Raw genomic sequence first — 14,472 nt, 5'->3', positions numbered from 1 at the left:
AAATTGCGTTCTGCGCAAGAAAAAACCCCGGCATCCTTGCGGACGCCGGGGCGGACCGGGCCGGCGCCCCACCCGGCACCGGGCCGGACGCGCGCCGTCGGCGATCGGGATCAGCCGTGGACGGCTGCGAGCGCCGCGTTGAGCGTCGCGCTGGGGCGCATCACGGCCTCGCACTTGGCCTCGTCGACCAGGTAGTAACCGCCGATGTCGGCCGGCTTGCCCTGCACGGCCTGCAGTTCGCCGATGATCTTCTGCTCGCCCTCGGCCAGTGCCTTGGCCAGGCCGGTGAACTTCGCCTGCAGCGCCTTGTCCTCGGTCTGGGCGGCCAGTTCCTGCGCCCAGTACAGCGCCAGGTAGAACTGGCTGCCGCGGTTGTCCAGCTGGCCGGTCTTGGGCGACGGGTTCTTGTTGGTGTCCAGCAGCTTGCCGGTGGCGGTGTCCAGCGTCTTGGCCAGCACCTTGGCCTGCGCGTTGCCGGTCTTCAGGCCCAGGTCTTCCAGCGAGACGGCCAGCGCCAGGAATTCGCCCAGCGAATCCCAGCGCAGGTGGTTTTCCTCGACCAGCTGCTTGACGTGCTTGGGGGCCGAGCCGCCCGCGCCCGTCTCGTACATGCCACCACCGGCCATCAGCGGCACGATCGACAGCATCTTGGCGCTGGTGCCCAGTTCCATGATGGGGAACAGGTCGGTCAGGTAGTCGCGCAGGATGTTGCCGGTCACCGAGATGGTGTCCAGGCCGCGGATCACGCGTTCCAGCGTGTAACGCATGGCGCGGACCTGCGACATGATCTGGATGTCCAGGCCCTTGGTGTCGTGGTCCTTCAGGTACTTCTGCACCTTCTTGATCATCTCGGCTTCGTGCGGGCGGTACGGGTCGAGCCAGAACAGGGCCGGCATGCCCGAGTTGCGGGCGCGCGTGACGGCCAGCTTGACCCAGTCGCGGATCGGGGCGTCCTTGACCTGGCACATGCGCCAGATGTCGCCGGCTTCCACTTCCTGCGACAGCAGCACTTCACCGGTGGCGAGGTCGACGATGTTGGCCTGGCCGGCTTCCGACACCTCGAAGGTCTTGTCGTGCGAGCCGTATTCCTCGGCCTGCTGCGCCATCAGGCCCACGTTCGGCACGGTGCCCATGGTCACCGGGTCGAAGTTGCCGTTGGTCTTGCAGAAATTGATGATTTCCTGGTAGATCCGGGCAAAGGTGCTTTCCGGGATCACCGCCTTGGTGTCCTTGGGCTTGCCGTCGGCGCCCCACATCTTGCCGCCGATGCGGATCATGGCGGGCATCGATGCATCGACGATCACGTCGTTGGGCGCGTGCAGGTTGGTGATGCCCTTGGCCGAGTCCACCATCGCCAGCTCGGGGCGGTGTTCGTGGCAGGCGTGCAGGTCACGGATGATCTCTTCCTTCTTGGTCGAAGGCAGCGTCTCAATCTTCGTGTACAGGTCGACCATGCCGTTGTTGACGTTCACGCCCAGCTCGTCGAAGGTCTTGCCGTGCTTCTCGAAGGCTTCCTTGTAGAAGACGCGCACCGCGTGGCCGAACACGATCGGGTGCGACACCTTCATCATGGTGGCCTTGACGTGCAGCGAGAGCATCACGCCGGTCTTGCGCGCGTCCTCCATCTCGTGCTCGTAGAAGGCCAGCAAGGCCTTCTTGCTCATGAACATGCTGTCGATGATCTCGCCGTCGAGCAGCGACACCTTGGGCTTGAGCACGATGGTCTTGCCGCCCTTGGTGACCAGTTCCATCTTGACGTCGCGCGCCTTGTCGATGGTGAGCGACTTTTCGCCGTGATAGAAGTCGCCGTGCTTCATGTGCGCCACGTGGGTGCGCGAAGCCATGCTCCACTCGCCCATGCTGTGCGGGTTCTTGCGGGCGTATTCCTTGACCGCCTTGGGGGCGCGGCGGTCCGAGTTGCCTTCGCGCAGCACCGGGTTCACGGCGCTGCCCAGGCATTTCGAGTACTTGGCGCGGATGGCCTTTTCCTCGTCGGTCTTGGGATCTTCGGGGTAGTCGGGGATCTTGTAGCCGCGCGCCTGCAGTTCCTTGATCGCGCTGGTCAGCTGGTGCACCGAGGCGCTGATGTTCGGCAGCTTGATGATGTTGGTGTCGGGCAGCAGCGTGAGCCGGCCCAGCTCGGACAGGTTGTCCGGCACGCGCTGGGCGTCGGTCAGCGCCTCGGGAAACTGGCCCAGGATGCGGGCCGCGACGGAAATGTCGCTGGTCGTGACATCGATGCCGACCGGCGCCGTGAAGGCGCGCACGATGGGCAGAAATGCGCGGGTCGCGAGCGCGGGGGCTTCGTCGGTCAGCGTGTAGATGATGGTTGGTTGCGTCGTGCTCATGCGCCTACATCCTTGATTCGTATGGTCTTTGTGTTCACCGGAGTTCACCGGAATTTGCAATTGTCGCCGCTTGTGGGGCGCACCCGGTGTCGGGGCGCTCGATGAGCTTGCCGGGTGCAGGGCGACCGCGCCTTGTCGGCCGTCAGGAAAACGCGTGGAGGCGGCGGGCCGGCCTCACATGTTGTCGATCATCACCTGCCCGAAACCCGAGCAGCTGACCTGGGTCGCGCCCTCCATGTTGCGGGCGAAGTCGTAGGTCACGCGCTTGCTGGCGATCGACTTCTGGAGCGAACTGATGATCAGGTCGGCCGCTTCCTTCCAGCCGATGTGCCGCAGCATCATCTCGGCCGACAGGATCTCGGAGCCGGGGTTCACGTAGTCCTTGCCCGCGTACTTGGGCGCCGTGCCGTGCGTGGCCTCGAACATCGCCACCGTGTCGCTCAGGTTGCCGCCGGGCGCGATGCCGATGCCGCCGACCTGGGCCGCCAGTGCGTCGGAGATGTAGTCGCCGTTGAGGTTGAGCGTGGCGACCACCGAGTATTCGGCCGGCCGCAGCAGGATCTGTTGCAGGAAGGCATCGGCGATGCTGTCCTTGATCGTGATGTCCTTGCCGGTCTTGGGATTCTTGAAGCGCATCCAGGGGCCGCCGTCCAGCAGCTCGGCGCCGAACTCCTTGGCCGCCAGGCCGTAGGCCCAGTCGCGGAAGCTCCCCTCGGTGAACTTCATGATGTTGCCCTTGTGCACGATCGTGACCGAGGGCTTGCCGTTGTCGATCGCGTACTGGATCGCCTTGCGCACCAGGCGCTCGGTGCCTTCGCGCGAGACCGGCTTCACGCCGATGCCCGAGGTGTCGGGAAAACGGATCTTGTGGACGCCCATCTCCTCCTGCAGGAACTTGATGAGCTTCTTCGCCTTGTCGCTCTCGGCCTCGAACTCGATGCCGGCATAGATGTCTTCGGAGTTCTCGCGGAAGATCACCATGTTGGTCTTCTCGGGCTCCTTCACCGGGCTGGGCACGCCCTTGAAGTACTGGATCGGGCGCAGGCAGACGTACAGGTCGAGCTGCTGGCGCAGCGCCACGTTGAGCGAGCGGATGCCGCCGCCGACCGGCGTGGTCAACGGGCCCTTGATCGAGATCACGTAGTCGCGCACCGCCTGCAGCGTTTCCTCGGGCAGCCAGACGTCGGGGCCGTAGATCTTGGTCGACTTCTCGCCGGCGAAGACCTCCATCCAGTGGATCCTGCGCTGGCCGCCATAGGCCTTGGCGACGGCCGCATCGACCACCTTGAGCATCACCGGTGTGATGTCGCGTCCGGTGCCGTCGCCCTCGATGAACGGAATGATCGGCTGCTCCGGCACATTCAGCGTGTTGTCGGCGTTGACCGTGATCTTGTGACCCTCGGTCGGGACGGTGATGTGCTGGTAGTCGGACATGGGCGGAGGAGCTCCCGGAGAACGTTGGTGGCCGAAGGAATTTTCAGCGCTGAAATGGCGATGCGAAATGAGCGTGTAAAGGCCGTAGAATTTTAGACGCAAGCAATGAAACCAAAGGCGCTGTCAACCGCCGCCGGACCGGCTTCGTTGTTTGCAGACCTTCTGCTGGGCGGAAGGCGTTTTCATCCAACTTCTCGAGGAATTCCTAAATGAACAAAGCTCTCGCAGTCATGATCGCCGGCCTTTTCGCAGCGGGCGCCTACGCTCAGAATCCGCCCGGCGCGTCGGCTGAACAGTCGGCTGTGACCAACACCAAGCCCCAGGCACGTGCCGATGCCAAGGTGGCATCCAAGCCCGCAGGCCAGGTCAAGGCCGGCGCGGGTGGCGACATCAACAAGACGCCTGAAGGCGGCGCCATCGGCACCGACAAGGCAGCCACGGCCGGCGAAAAGCGCGCTGAAACGCGCGACAACCGCCGCCGCGCCAAGGACGGCAGCGTGAAGCGCAAGTCGACCCAAGGCGGCACGCCCAACTGATCGACCCGGTCGATTGAAAAAAAGCGTTCTTCGGAGCGCTTTTTTTTCGCCCGCGTCCGGTCCCCGTCAGGCAGAGCGCGCGCGCAATTGCTACGCTTCGGTTTGATCGTCAGAACAAAGAAAGCTGATTTCATGTCATTGCGTCTCCCCGCCCTCCTCTCGGGGCTTCTCGCGCTGTGTCTGTCCGCGACCTCCGCCTTGGCCCAGGTTCCGCAGATGGACCTGCAGCGCACCCGGATCTCGGCCGGCATGTACCAGATCGACGCGCAGGTCGCGCTCACGCCCCAGCAGCAGCAGACCGGCCTGATGTACCGCAAGGAGATGCCCCAGGCCGAAGGCATGCTGTTTGTCTTCGAGCAGCCCAGCACCCAGTGCTTCTGGATGAAGAACACGCTGCTGCCGCTGAGCGCGGCCTTTGTGGCGGACGATGGCCGCATCGTGAACCTGGTCGACATGCAGCCGCTCACGCTCGATTCGCACTGCTCCGAGGAGCCGGTGCGCTACGTGCTCGAGATGAACCAGGGCTGGTTCGCCAAGAAGAACATCAAGAAGGGCGCCAAGCTGAGCGGCGCGCCCTTCCAGGCCCGGCGCTGATGCGCCCTCCCGCCCGAGAATGCAAAAAGCCGGCTGAGCCGGCTTTTTGCATGGGTCACCCGAAGGCGATCAGCCGAAATTCTTCTCGGCGAATTCCCAGTTGACCAGCTTGGCCAGGAAGGTCTCGACGAACTTCGGACGCAGGTTGCGGTAGTCGATGTAGTAGGCGTGTTCCCAGACGTCGACGGTCAGCAGCGCGGTGTCGGCGGTGGTCAGCGGCGTGCCGGCGGCGCCGGTGTTCACGATGTCCACCGAACCGTCGGCCTTCTTCACCAGCCAGGTCCAGCCCGAACCGAAGTTGCCCACGGCCGACTTCACGAAGGCTTCCTTGAAGGCGTCGTAGCTGCCCCACTTGGCGTCGATGGCCTTGGCCAGCGCGCCCGTCGGTGCGGCGCCGCCTTGCGGCTTCATGCAGTTCCAGAAGAAGGTGTGGTTCCAGATCTGGGCGGCGTTGTTGTAGATGCCGCCGCTGGCCTTCTTCACGATCTCTTCGAGCGTCAGGGACTCGAACTCGGTGCCCTTCTGCAGGTTGTTCAGGTTCACGACATAGGCGTTGTGGTGCTTGCCGTAGTGGTACTCGAGGGTTTCCTTCGAGTACTCGGGCGCCAGTGCGTCGAGTGCGTACGGGAGAGGAGGAAGAACGTGTTCCATGTTTTTTGCTCGTGGGTTGGTTGAAGGACTCGGGGATTCTAGAAAGGATTCAATGCCCCTGCGTCGGCGGACGCCGCGTCGTGGACGCCGTCACCGTGAGGTCGAGGCTGCCGTCGGCCAGCCGCGCGCGCAGCGCGTCGCCGGGCTGTGCCTGCGCGACGCTCGTGAGGGCCCTGCCCTGCGCGTTCTCGAGCCAGGCGTAGCCGCGTTGCAGCACCTGCGCCGGGTCGAGCAGCCGCAGCCGGGCGGCCAATCGATCGAGCCGTTCGGCCTGCGTGTTCACACCACCTTGCCAGGCGGTCGGCCATGCCTGTTGCACCGCCTGCTGGCGCAGCGCCAGGCGCTCGCGCTGCGAGGCCACGGCGTAGCGCAGCCGTTGCGCCTGGTGTGTCAGGCGCATCTGCTGTCGCAGCACCGCGTTCGACGGGCGGCCCAGGCGGCCGGTCGCCAGGTCGAGCCGCTGCCCCAGCGCATCGAGGCGCTCGCCGATCGCATCGCGCAGCTTCTGCTCGATCAGCTCGAGCGCGCCCAGCCACACCTCGCGCGGCGCCGACACCAGCTCGGCCGCGGCCGTGGGCGTGGGCGCGCGCAGGTCGGCACAGAAATCGGCGATGGTGAAGTCGGTCTCGTGGCCGATGCCGCTGATCACGGGCACCGGGCTCTCGACGATGGTCCGGGCCAGCGCCTCGTCGTTGAAGGCCCAGAGGTCCTCGATCGAGCCGCCGCCGCGCACCAGCAGGATCACGTCGACCGGTGCCCGCATCGCATAGAGCGAACGCAGCGCGCGCACCAGCTCGGCCGGTGCGGCCGCCCCCTGCACCGCGGCTGGCGCCAGCACCACCTGGATGTGAGGCACGCGCCGGCGCAGCGCGGTCACGACGTCGTGCAGCGCCGCCGCGCCCAGCGAGGTGACCAGGCCGATCGAGCGCGGCAGGGTCGGTAGCGCGCGCTTGCGCGCCGGGTCGAACAGGCCTTCGGCTTCCAGCATGGCCTTGCGCTGCAGGAACTGCTCGAACAGCGCGCCCTGCCCGGCCCGCGTCAGGCTCTCGACGATGAGCTGCAGGTCGCCGCGCGGTTCGTAGACCGCCAGCCGGCCGCGCACCTCGACCTGGTCGCCCTCGCGCGGGGAGAAGTCGACCAGGCTCGCGGCGCGCCGGAACATGGCGCAACGCAACTGGCCGCTGGCGTCCTTCAGCGAGAAGTAGCAATGGCCGCTGGCGGCCCGGGAGAAGCCCGAGATCTCGCCGCGCACCGTGACCGGGTTGAAGCGCGCATCGAGCGCATCGGCGACCGCGTGGCACAGGGCGCCGACGGCCCAGACGCGCGGCCCGGCGCCCGAGGAATTCTCGCGGCCGCTCATGCCGCGAGGGCGCCGGCCGGCGTCACTCTTCCACAGTCGGGATGTCGGCGCCCCGCAGGATCGAAAGGCCGCCCAGGCACGCACAGGTTGTGGTGCAACGCATTGATTTGAAAGGAGAAATAGCTGCTCAAAATTAAGTCGAATCAATGACAGGGCCTGTTCATGCGGGTTGGCGCCTGTTGCTCACGCAGTTAATCACAAAGTTATCCACAGAAACTGTGCGTCGCTGCCTACAGCGCGGCGCCGTCCGTCGCGTCACGCCGCTCGGTGATAATCGCCGCGCATTTGCAGTCCACGGGCCGGAGGGATTCCTTGTTTTCCATCATAGTTGCTGCGGGTTGGCCCATCTGGCCGCTTCTCGCCTGTTCGGTGCTCGCATTGGCGCTCGTGATCGAGCGTTTCAGCAGCCTCAAGACCTCCCGCGTGATGCCGCCCAAGCTGCTCGACGAAGCCATCACGGTCTCGCGCAACACGGTCCCCGGCCCCGACGTGGTCGCCAAGCTCGAACAGAACTCGGCGCTCGGCGAAGTGCTGGCCGCAGGCTTTCGCGCGCTCAACGCCAATCCTCACTGCGCCGAGGACGACCTGCGCGCGGCCATGGAGGCCTCGGGCCGCACCGTGGCGCACCGGCTGGAGCGCTGGCTGCCGGCGCTGGCGACCATCGCCTCGGCCGCGCCGCTGCTGGGCCTGCTGGGCACCGTGATCGGCATGATCGAGATCTTCGGCGCGCAATCGCCGGCCGGCGGCGCGGTCGGTTCGGGCAACCCGGCCCAACTCGCGCACGGCATCTCGATCGCGCTCTACAACACGGCATTCGGCCTGATCGTGGCCATTCCCACGCTGATCTTCTGGCGCTACTTCCGCACCCGCGTCGACGAATACCTGATGAACCTCGAGCTCGCCGGCGAGCGCTTCGCCCGGCACCTCAACGCCCTGCGCAAGTGACGCGATGAAGCCCGGTCGCATGCATTTCCGCCACGGCTCGCGCGACGAGCCGGAGATCAACCTGATCCCCTTCATCGACGTGCTGCTGGTGGTGCTGATCTTCCTGATGCTGTCGACCACCTACAGCAAGTTCACCGAGATGCCGCTGCGCCTGCCGGTGGCCGACGTCGATGCGCAGCGCGACCATCCCAAGGAAGTGATCGTCGCGGTGTCGGCCGACGGCCGCTACTCGATCAACCGCAATGTGCTGCCTGACCGCAGCGTCGAGACGGTCACGGCCGCCCTGGGCGCCGCGACCGGCGGCAACCGCGAGGCCGTGGTGATCATCAGCGCCGATGCCAGCGCCGCCCACCAGAGCGTGATCACGGTGATGGAGGCCGCGCGCCGCGCCGGGCTGATGCAGATCACCTTCGCCACCCAATCGACCGCGCAGGCGGGGCGCTGACTTGGCGCTGCAGCGCGCCTGGCTGACGCGCGGCCCGCTCGCGTGCCTGCTGTGGCCCGTCTCGCTGCTGTTCGGCGCGCTGGCGGCGCTGCGCCGCGCGGGCTACCGGATCGGCTGGCTCGCCACCGAGCGCATCGACGTGCCGGTGATCGTGGTGGGCAACGTGGTGGCGGGCGGCGCTGGCAAGACGCCGGTGGTGATGGCCATCGTGCAGCACCTGCAGGCACGCGGCATCGCGGTCGGCGTGATCTCGCGCGGCCATGGCCGGCGCACCGACGACTGCCGCGAAGTCCGCCCCGACAGCGATCCACGCGACGTGGGCGACGAGCCGGCGCTGGTGCGGCGCGCGACCGGCGCGCCGATGTTCGTGGCGCGCCGCCGGATCGAGGCCGCGCGGGCCCTGCGCGCGGCCTACCCGGCGGTCCGCGTCCTCGTCAGCGACGACGGGCTGCAGCACCTGGCGCTGGCGCGCGACATCGAGATCTGCGTGTTCGACGACCGCGGCATCGGCAATGGCTGGCTGCTGCCGGCCGGTCCCTTGCGCGAGCCCTGGCCGCGGCCCGCCGACCTGGTGCTGCACACCGGCGCCCATCCGGCCTTCGCGGGCTACACCGCCTGGCGCACGCTGGCCGACGTGGCGCTGCGCAGCGACGGCACGTCCGTGCCGCTGTCGACCTTGCGCGACCGCCCGCTGATCGCGGTCGCCGCGATCGCCAAGCCCGAAGCCTTCTTCGAGATGCTGCGCGGGCAGGAGCTGGCACCGTCGTCCTGCATCGCCCTGCCCGACCACCATGACTTCGAGGATTGGGCGCCGGTCCCGGCCGCGCAGGCCACGGTGCTGTGCACCGAAAAAGACGCGCTGAAGCTCTGGCGCCACCAGCCCGACGCACTGGCCGTGCCGCTCTGCTTCACGCCCGAGCCAGCCTTCCTCGCGGCACTGGATGCGCAGCTATCATCGCTCGATGGACACCAAGCTTCTTGAACTGCTCGTTTGCCCCGTGACCAAGGGGCCGCTGCAATGGGATGCCGAGCGGCGCGAGCTGGTCTCGCGCAGCGCGCGCCTGGCCTATCCGGTGCGCGACGGCATTCCCGTGCTGCTCGAAAACGAAGCCCGCACGCTCTCCGACGAAGAACTCGGCCTCTGAAGACCGCCGCGGCACTGCGGCGCGCTCCTCCGGTTTTCGCACCTTTCTCCTGTCGTCACCATGCACGTTCCCTTCACCGTCCTGATCCCGGCGCGGCTGGCCTCCACACGCCTGCCCGACAAGCCCCTGGCCGACATCGGCGGCCTGCCGATGGTGGTGCGCGTCGCGCAGCGCGCGCGCGCCTCGGGCGCCTCGCGGGTGGTGGTGGCGGCGGACGACCGCCGCATCGTCGAGGCCTGCGCCGCGCATGGCGTCGAGGCCCTGCTCACGCGCACCGACCATCCCAGCGGCAGCGACCGGCTGGCCGAGGCCTGCACCCAGCTCGCGCTGGCCGACGACGCCATCGTGGTCAACGTGCAGGGCGACGAACCGCTGATCGACCCCGCGCTGATCGACGCCGTGGCGCGGGTGCTGGCGGTACAGGACGAGGCGGTGATGAGCACCGCGGCCCACCCGATGGGCAGCACCGAGGAGTTCGCCAATCCCAACGTGGTGAAGGTGGTGCTCGACGCCCGCGGCCATGCGCTCTACTTCAGCCGCGCGCCGATTCCCTGCTGGCGCGACGGCGCGGCGCTCGCTGGCGCGCCGGCCCTGCCGCGCGACCCGGCGCCGCTGCGCCACATCGGCATCTACGGCTACCGCGCCGGCTTCATCCGGCGCTTTCCGAGCCTGCCGCCGGCCCCGGTCGAAAGCACCGAGGCGCTGGAACAGCTGCGTGCGCTGTGGCACGGCTTTCGCATCGCGGTGCACGTCAGCGCGGACAACCCGGGCCCGGGCGTGGACACGCCGGAGGACCTGGCGCGCGTGCGCGCCCTCTTCGCCAGCGGCTGAGTCCCTGTCCCGCGCGGCATTTCGTCACGAAAAACGCATGCTATCCTCGAAGCAACTCCGCCTTGCAGAGGGCCGCTTTGGCGTGCACGGCGTGACAGAAATCTAAGAACCGTCCGAGGACACCATGAGACTGATTTTGTTGGGCGCCCCCGGCGCAGGTAAAGGCACGCAAGCCGCTTTCATCTGCCGCAAATACAACATTCCGCAAATCTCGACCGGCGACATGCTGCGCGCCGCCGTCAAGGCCGGCACGCCGCTGGGCCTGCAGGCCAAGGCCGTGATGGACGCAGGCGCGCTGGTGAGCGACGACCTGATCATCAACCTGGTGAAGGAGCGCATCGCGCTGCCCGATTGCGCCAGCGGCTTCCTGTTCGACGGCTTCCCGCGCACCCTGCCGCAGGCCGACGCGATGCGCGCGGCGGGCGTCAAGCTCGACTACGTGCTCGAGATCGACGTGCCTTTCAGCGACATCATCGAGCGCATGAGCGGCCGCCGCTCCCACCCGGCCTCGGGCCGTACCTACCACGTCAAGTTCAACCCGCCGAAGGTCGAAGGCAAGGACGACGCGACCGGCGAAGACCTGATCCAGCGCGAAGACGACAAGGAAGAGACCGTGCGCAAGCGGCTCGACGTCTACAGCCAGCAGACCCGCCCGCTGGTGGACTACTACGCCGCCTGGGCCCAGGCCGAGCCGGCGCTGGCCCCCAAGTACCGCGCCATCAGCGGCGTCGGCACGGTCGACGAGATCACCCAGCGCGCGCTGGCCGCCCTCGGCAACTGATCGATTCGCCGGGCGGCGTCACGCCCCCGGCATGGCCAGCAGCAGCTCCAGCATCAAGGCGATGCGCGCCTTCACCGGCGTGAGGGCGCCGGCATCGCGCAGCGCCGCATCCGGCGTGGCCAGGATCCGGCCTTCGCTGCAACGGGTGGCGCGCAGCACCGCCACGCCCTCTTCCTGTGCCTTCACGGCCGCGGCCTCCAGCGCCTGATGCAGCGAGCCGTTGCCCGTGGCCGCCAGCACCAGGCCCTGCACCGCATCGGCGGCGCCTGAGCGGCGTTCCTGCAGCAAGGCCTCGACCAGGCGCCCGCCCGCGCCGGCGTGGCTCATGAGGATCTCGACACGCGGCCAGTCCGCGACGGCTGTCTGCCCGACCCGCGCCAGCCGCGCGGGCGCTTCCGCCTCACGCGCCCGCCCTGGACGCAGCCAGCGCACCTGCCCCTCCTCCACATAGCCCAGCGGGCCGGCGTCGCCCGAAGCAAAGGCGTCGAGGCGGTAGGTATGGACCTTCTGTACGTCCAGGGCGCCGTGCACCGTGCCGGCACAGGCAGCCATCACGCCGGACGCGCCCGGCGTCGCGGCCACCGCGATCGCGTCGCGCAGGTTCTGCGGCCCGTCGGGCGCCAGCGCGGTGGCCGGGCGCATGGCACAGGTCAGCACCACCGGCTTGGTGGGCGCCAACACCGAATGCAGGAAGAAGGCGGTTTCCTCGAGCGTGTCGGTGCCGTGCGTGATCACCACGCCGAGCACCTCGTCGCGCGCCAGCCACTCGTTGCAGCGCGCTGTCAGCGCCTGCCACACCGCGAAGTCCATGTCCTTGCTGTCCAGCTGGGCCACCTGCTCGCTCTTCAGCGCCAATCCGTCGGGCAGGGACAGTTGCTGCACCAATGCCTCCACACCGATCTGCCCGGCGACATAGCCGAGGTTGTCGCCTGCGGAGGCCGCCTGCCCGGCGATCGTGCCGCCGGTGCCAAGCACCACCACGCACGGCGTCGATTCACTTTTTGTCACCATGGCTTGCAAAGTCCGGAAAACTGTTTAAAAATACAGGCACTGGATAAACAGACAGTACCAAGGAGATTCACCATGCAGTTCGCCGTCAAGCTTACCGCCCGTCAGCAGCAGATTCTGGACCTGATCCGCGCCACCATCGCGCGGACAGGCGCGCCGCCGACCCGCGCGGAGATCGCGGCCGAACTCGGCTTCAAGTCGGCCAACGCCGCCGAGGAGCATCTGCAGGCACTGGCGCGCAAGGGCGCGATCGAACTGCTCAGCGGCACCTCGCGCGGCATCCGGCTCAAGGGCGATGCGCTGCGTTCGCTCAACCAGTCGCGCGACAACCAGTTCTCGCTGTCGCTGCCGGGCATGGCCCAGCTGGCACTGCCGCTGGTCGGCCGCGTGGCGGCCGGTTCGCCGATCCTGGCGCAGGAGCATGTGGACCAGACCTACTACGTCGAGAACACGCTGTTCCAGCACCAGCCCGACTACCTGCTCAAGGTGCGCGGCATGTCGATGCGCGACGCCGGCATCATGGACGGCGACCTGCTGGCCGTGCAGTCCACCAAGGAAGCGCGCAACGGCCAGATCGTGGTGGCCCGGCTGGGCGACGAGGTCACGGTGAAGCGGCTCAAGCGCAACAAGGCGGTGATCGAGCTGCACGCCGAAAACCCCGACTACCCCACCATCGTGGTGCAGCCCGGCGAGCCCTTCGAGATCGAAGGCCTGGCCGTCGGCCTGATCCGCAACACGATGCTGATGTAAGCCTCTTTCTTCCAACAACGGCTGCGCCAGGTGGCGGGCGTATGGCATGAGGCCATCACCCTGTCGCAGCCGGATCGACGCAATCCTGCCTGTGTTCAACCTCTGACTTCTGGAGTTCGCATGGGATTCGTTTTGCTCACTTTCGTGGACCTGCTTTCGCCGCTGCAATCGCTGGCGAGCCGCTGGATGCCGGCCCAACGCGCGCGCCGCAGCGGTGGCATCGACCTTCACTCGGACCTGCACTATGTGGCGGTGCGGCCCTCCTGCACGGCCAAGAACAACGATGCGCCGCACACGGCCACCGCCGCATCGCGCGTCGCGCGTCCGCTGCGGGTGGTGCGCACGGTCGATGCGCAGCAGCCGGGCCGCCGTGCCGGGCGCCTGGTGATCTCGGGCCGGCTGGCCGACGTCTGCGCGGAACTCGATCGCCTCGCCGAGCTCGAGGCAGCCGAGAACATGCGCCCGCCGCACGCGCTGCACTGAGCCGATCGGCGCGCGGGCCAGGGCCGGGCCAGAGGCCATCGGCGCGTGCCGCCGCGTGGCCGTGCATCCCGTTACGGATGCGCAATGCCATCGCATGCGCATGCTTTCGGATGACGCGAGGCACAATGACACGCCATGAACATTGTGATCCTCGACGACTACCAGGATGCGGTGCGCAAACTGCAATGCGCGGCCAAGCTCGATGCCTATGCGGCGAAGGTCTATACCAACACGGTCAGGGGCGTAGGCCAGCTGTCGGTGCGGCTCAAGGATGCCGACGTGATCGTGCTGATCCGCGAGCGCACCCAGATCTCGCGGCAGCTGATCGAAAAGCTGCCCAAGCTCAAGCTAATCTCGCAGACCGGCCGCATCGGCAACCACATCGACATCGGCGCCTGCACCGAGCAGGGTGTGGCGGTGGCCGAGGGCAGCGGCTCGCCGCTGGCACCGGCCGAACTGACCTGGGCCCTGATCATGGCAGCCATGCGTCGCCTGCCCCAGTACATCAGCAACCTCAAGCACGGCGCCTGGCAGCAGTCGGGCCTCAAGTCGGCGTCGATGCCGCCCAACTTCGGCCTGGGCTCGGTGCTGAAGGGCAAGACCCTCTGCATCTGGGGCTACGGCCGCATCGGGCGCATGGTGGCGCGCTATGGCCAGGCCTTCGGCATGCAGGTGCTGATCTGGGGCCGCGACCAGAGCCGGGACCAGGCGCGCTCGGATGGCTTCCAGGTCGCCGCCAGCCGGGAGGCCTTCTTCGCGGCCGCCGACGTGCTGACCATCCACCTGCGGCTCAATGACCAGACCCGCGGCATCCTGACGCTGGAGGATCTCTCGCGCATGAAGCCGACCGCGCTGTTCGTCAACACCTCGCGCGCCGAACTGGTGGAGCCCGATGCCCTGCTCGCGGCCCTGAACCGCGGGCGCCCGGGCATGGCGGCCATCGACGTGTTCGAGAGCGAGCCGCCGCTGCAGGGCCACGCGCTGCTGCGGCTGGAGAACTGCATCTGCACGCCGCACATCGGCTATGTCGAGCAGGACAGCTACGAGCAATATTTCGGGCAGGCCTTCGACAACGTCGTGAGTTTCATCCGCGGCAACCCCACGAACATCGTGAACCCCGGCGCGCTGCAGGTCCGGCGCTGACGCGCCGCCCCGGCGCCC

The 14,472-nt window shown here is 67.6% G+C and carries 16 protein-coding genes; 11 read left to right on the top strand and 5 right to left on the bottom strand.

Going from position 1 to position 14,472, the window contains the following annotated elements; all coding sequences use genetic code 11:
• Positions 1–110: 110 nt before the first annotated feature.
• A complete protein-coding gene (locus tag A9977_RS04315; RefSeq protein WP_183023648.1) occupies positions 111–2,348 on the bottom strand; it encodes an NADP-dependent isocitrate dehydrogenase in 2,238 nt (745 codons plus the stop codon).
• 174 nt (positions 2,349–2,522) lie between these two features.
• Complete coding sequence (icd, locus tag A9977_RS04310) at positions 2,523–3,782, bottom strand: NADP-dependent isocitrate dehydrogenase (protein ID WP_183023647.1); 1,260 nt, start codon at positions 3,780–3,782, stop codon at positions 2,523–2,525.
• 209 nt (positions 3,783–3,991) lie between these two features.
• On the opposite strand from icd, the gene A9977_RS04305 reads away from it, so the two are divergent.
• Positions 3,992–4,318, top strand: coding sequence for a cell envelope biogenesis protein TolA (locus tag A9977_RS04305; protein ID WP_183023646.1), 327 nt, complete (start codon positions 3,992–3,994; stop codon positions 4,316–4,318).
• Positions 4,319–4,450: 132 nt separating this feature from the next.
• Positions 4,451–4,912, top strand: a complete 462-nt coding sequence (locus A9977_RS04300; protein ID WP_183023645.1) for a DUF192 domain-containing protein — start codon at positions 4,451–4,453, stop codon at positions 4,910–4,912.
• A gap of 69 nt (positions 4,913–4,981) precedes the next feature.
• Here A9977_RS04300 and A9977_RS04295 read toward each other — a convergent pair whose 3' ends face one another.
• On the bottom strand, positions 4,982–5,563 hold the full coding sequence (locus A9977_RS04295; protein ID WP_183023644.1) for a superoxide dismutase: 582 nt from the start codon (positions 5,561–5,563) through the stop codon (positions 4,982–4,984).
• Positions 5,564–5,612: 49 nt separating this feature from the next.
• Positions 5,613–6,923 carry an exodeoxyribonuclease VII large subunit gene (gene xseA, locus A9977_RS04290; RefSeq protein ID WP_183023643.1) on the bottom strand — a complete coding sequence of 437 codons (1,311 nt, stop codon included), beginning with the start codon at positions 6,921–6,923 and terminating at the stop codon, positions 5,613–5,615.
• A 312-nt stretch (positions 6,924–7,235) separates the two neighbouring features.
• Between xseA and A9977_RS04285 the strand changes: the two genes are divergently transcribed.
• The 6 genes from A9977_RS04285 to adk all read left to right on the top strand — a co-directional run bounded on the left by A9977_RS04285 (position 7,236) and on the right by adk (position 11,070).
• On the top strand, positions 7,236–7,868 hold the full coding sequence (locus A9977_RS04285) for a MotA/TolQ/ExbB proton channel family protein (protein WP_183023642.1): 633 nt from the start codon (positions 7,236–7,238) through the stop codon (positions 7,866–7,868).
• 19 nt (positions 7,869–7,887) lie between these two features.
• Positions 7,888–8,313 carry a biopolymer transporter ExbD gene (locus A9977_RS04280; RefSeq protein WP_183023674.1) on the top strand — a complete coding sequence of 142 codons (426 nt, stop codon included), beginning with the start codon at positions 7,888–7,890 and terminating at the stop codon, positions 8,311–8,313.
• 1 nt (position 8,314) lies between these two features.
• Positions 8,315–9,295 (top strand): tetraacyldisaccharide 4'-kinase, encoded by a 981-nt coding sequence (gene lpxK, locus A9977_RS04275; protein ID WP_183023641.1) that lies wholly within the window; start codon positions 8,315–8,317, stop codon positions 9,293–9,295.
• Positions 9,276–9,458: a Trm112 family protein gene (locus A9977_RS04270; protein WP_183023640.1), complete on the top strand. Its 183-nt coding sequence runs from the start codon at positions 9,276–9,278 to the stop codon at positions 9,456–9,458. Before lpxK ends, A9977_RS04270 begins: the two co-directional genes overlap by 20 nt.
• A gap of 60 nt (positions 9,459–9,518) precedes the next feature.
• A complete protein-coding gene (kdsB, locus tag A9977_RS04265) occupies positions 9,519–10,289 on the top strand; it encodes a 3-deoxy-manno-octulosonate cytidylyltransferase (protein WP_183023639.1) in 771 nt (256 codons plus the stop codon).
• A gap of 124 nt (positions 10,290–10,413) precedes the next feature.
• Positions 10,414–11,070 carry an adenylate kinase gene (gene adk, locus A9977_RS04260; RefSeq protein ID WP_183023638.1) on the top strand — a complete coding sequence of 219 codons (657 nt, stop codon included), beginning with the start codon at positions 10,414–10,416 and terminating at the stop codon, positions 11,068–11,070.
• A gap of 18 nt (positions 11,071–11,088) precedes the next feature.
• On the opposite strand, the gene A9977_RS04255 is transcribed toward adk, so the two are convergent.
• Positions 11,089–12,081 carry an asparaginase gene (locus tag A9977_RS04255; RefSeq protein WP_183023637.1) on the bottom strand — a complete coding sequence of 331 codons (993 nt, stop codon included), beginning with the start codon at positions 12,079–12,081 and terminating at the stop codon, positions 11,089–11,091.
• A gap of 72 nt (positions 12,082–12,153) precedes the next feature.
• Between A9977_RS04255 and lexA the strand changes: the two genes are divergently transcribed.
• From lexA to A9977_RS04240, 3 genes are all read left to right on the top strand, one after another.
• Entirely contained in the window at positions 12,154–12,828 is a 675-nt protein-coding gene (lexA, locus tag A9977_RS04250) for a transcriptional repressor LexA (RefSeq protein ID WP_183023636.1), read from the top strand.
• A gap of 120 nt (positions 12,829–12,948) precedes the next feature.
• Positions 12,949–13,311, top strand: coding sequence for a hypothetical protein (locus tag A9977_RS04245; protein ID WP_183023635.1), 363 nt, complete (start codon positions 12,949–12,951; stop codon positions 13,309–13,311).
• A gap of 135 nt (positions 13,312–13,446) precedes the next feature.
• The gene (locus A9977_RS04240; RefSeq protein WP_183023634.1) at positions 13,447–14,454 is read left to right on the top strand and encodes a D-2-hydroxyacid dehydrogenase family protein; all 1,008 of its coding nucleotides are present in this window, start codon (positions 13,447–13,449) and stop codon (positions 14,452–14,454) included.
• Positions 14,455–14,472 lie beyond the last annotated feature (18 nt).

Origin of the sequence: Variovorax sp. UMC13, assembly GCF_014170375.1 — a bacterium.
Classification (GTDB): domain Bacteria; phylum Pseudomonadota; class Gammaproteobacteria; order Burkholderiales; family Burkholderiaceae_C; genus Variovorax.
The sequence above is the reverse complement of the archived record's forward strand: the minus strand, read 5'-3'. Positions and strand labels throughout refer to the sequence as shown.

Excerpts from the sequence above, each read along its gene's own strand:
- A9977_RS04315 (WP_183023648.1), bottom strand. The coding sequence starts at position 2,348 with ATGAGCACGACGCAACCAACCATCATCTACACGCTGACCGACGAAGCC.
- icd (WP_183023647.1), bottom strand. The coding sequence starts at position 3,782 with ATGTCCGACTACCAGCACATCACCGTCCCGACCGAGGGTCACAAGATC.
- A9977_RS04305 (WP_183023646.1), top strand. The coding sequence starts at position 3,992 with ATGAACAAAGCTCTCGCAGTCATGATCGCCGGCCTTTTCGCAGCGGGC.
- A9977_RS04300 (WP_183023645.1), top strand. The coding sequence starts at position 4,451 with ATGTCATTGCGTCTCCCCGCCCTCCTCTCGGGGCTTCTCGCGCTGTGT.
- A9977_RS04295 (WP_183023644.1), bottom strand. The coding sequence starts at position 5,563 with ATGGAACACGTTCTTCCTCCTCTCCCGTACGCACTCGACGCACTGGCG.
- xseA (WP_183023643.1), bottom strand. The coding sequence starts at position 6,923 with ATGAGCGGCCGCGAGAATTCCTCGGGCGCCGGGCCGCGCGTCTGGGCC.
- A9977_RS04280 (WP_183023674.1), top strand. The coding sequence starts at position 7,888 with ATGCATTTCCGCCACGGCTCGCGCGACGAGCCGGAGATCAACCTGATC.
- A9977_RS04270 (WP_183023640.1), top strand. The coding sequence starts at position 9,276 with ATGGACACCAAGCTTCTTGAACTGCTCGTTTGCCCCGTGACCAAGGGG.
- kdsB (WP_183023639.1), top strand. The coding sequence starts at position 9,519 with ATGCACGTTCCCTTCACCGTCCTGATCCCGGCGCGGCTGGCCTCCACA.
- adk (WP_183023638.1), top strand. The coding sequence starts at position 10,414 with ATGAGACTGATTTTGTTGGGCGCCCCCGGCGCAGGTAAAGGCACGCAA.
- A9977_RS04255 (WP_183023637.1), bottom strand. The coding sequence starts at position 12,081 with ATGGTGACAAAAAGTGAATCGACGCCGTGCGTGGTGGTGCTTGGCACC.
- lexA (WP_183023636.1), top strand. The coding sequence starts at position 12,154 with ATGCAGTTCGCCGTCAAGCTTACCGCCCGTCAGCAGCAGATTCTGGAC.
- A9977_RS04245 (WP_183023635.1), top strand. The coding sequence starts at position 12,949 with ATGGGATTCGTTTTGCTCACTTTCGTGGACCTGCTTTCGCCGCTGCAA.
- A9977_RS04240 (WP_183023634.1), top strand. The coding sequence starts at position 13,447 with ATGAACATTGTGATCCTCGACGACTACCAGGATGCGGTGCGCAAACTG.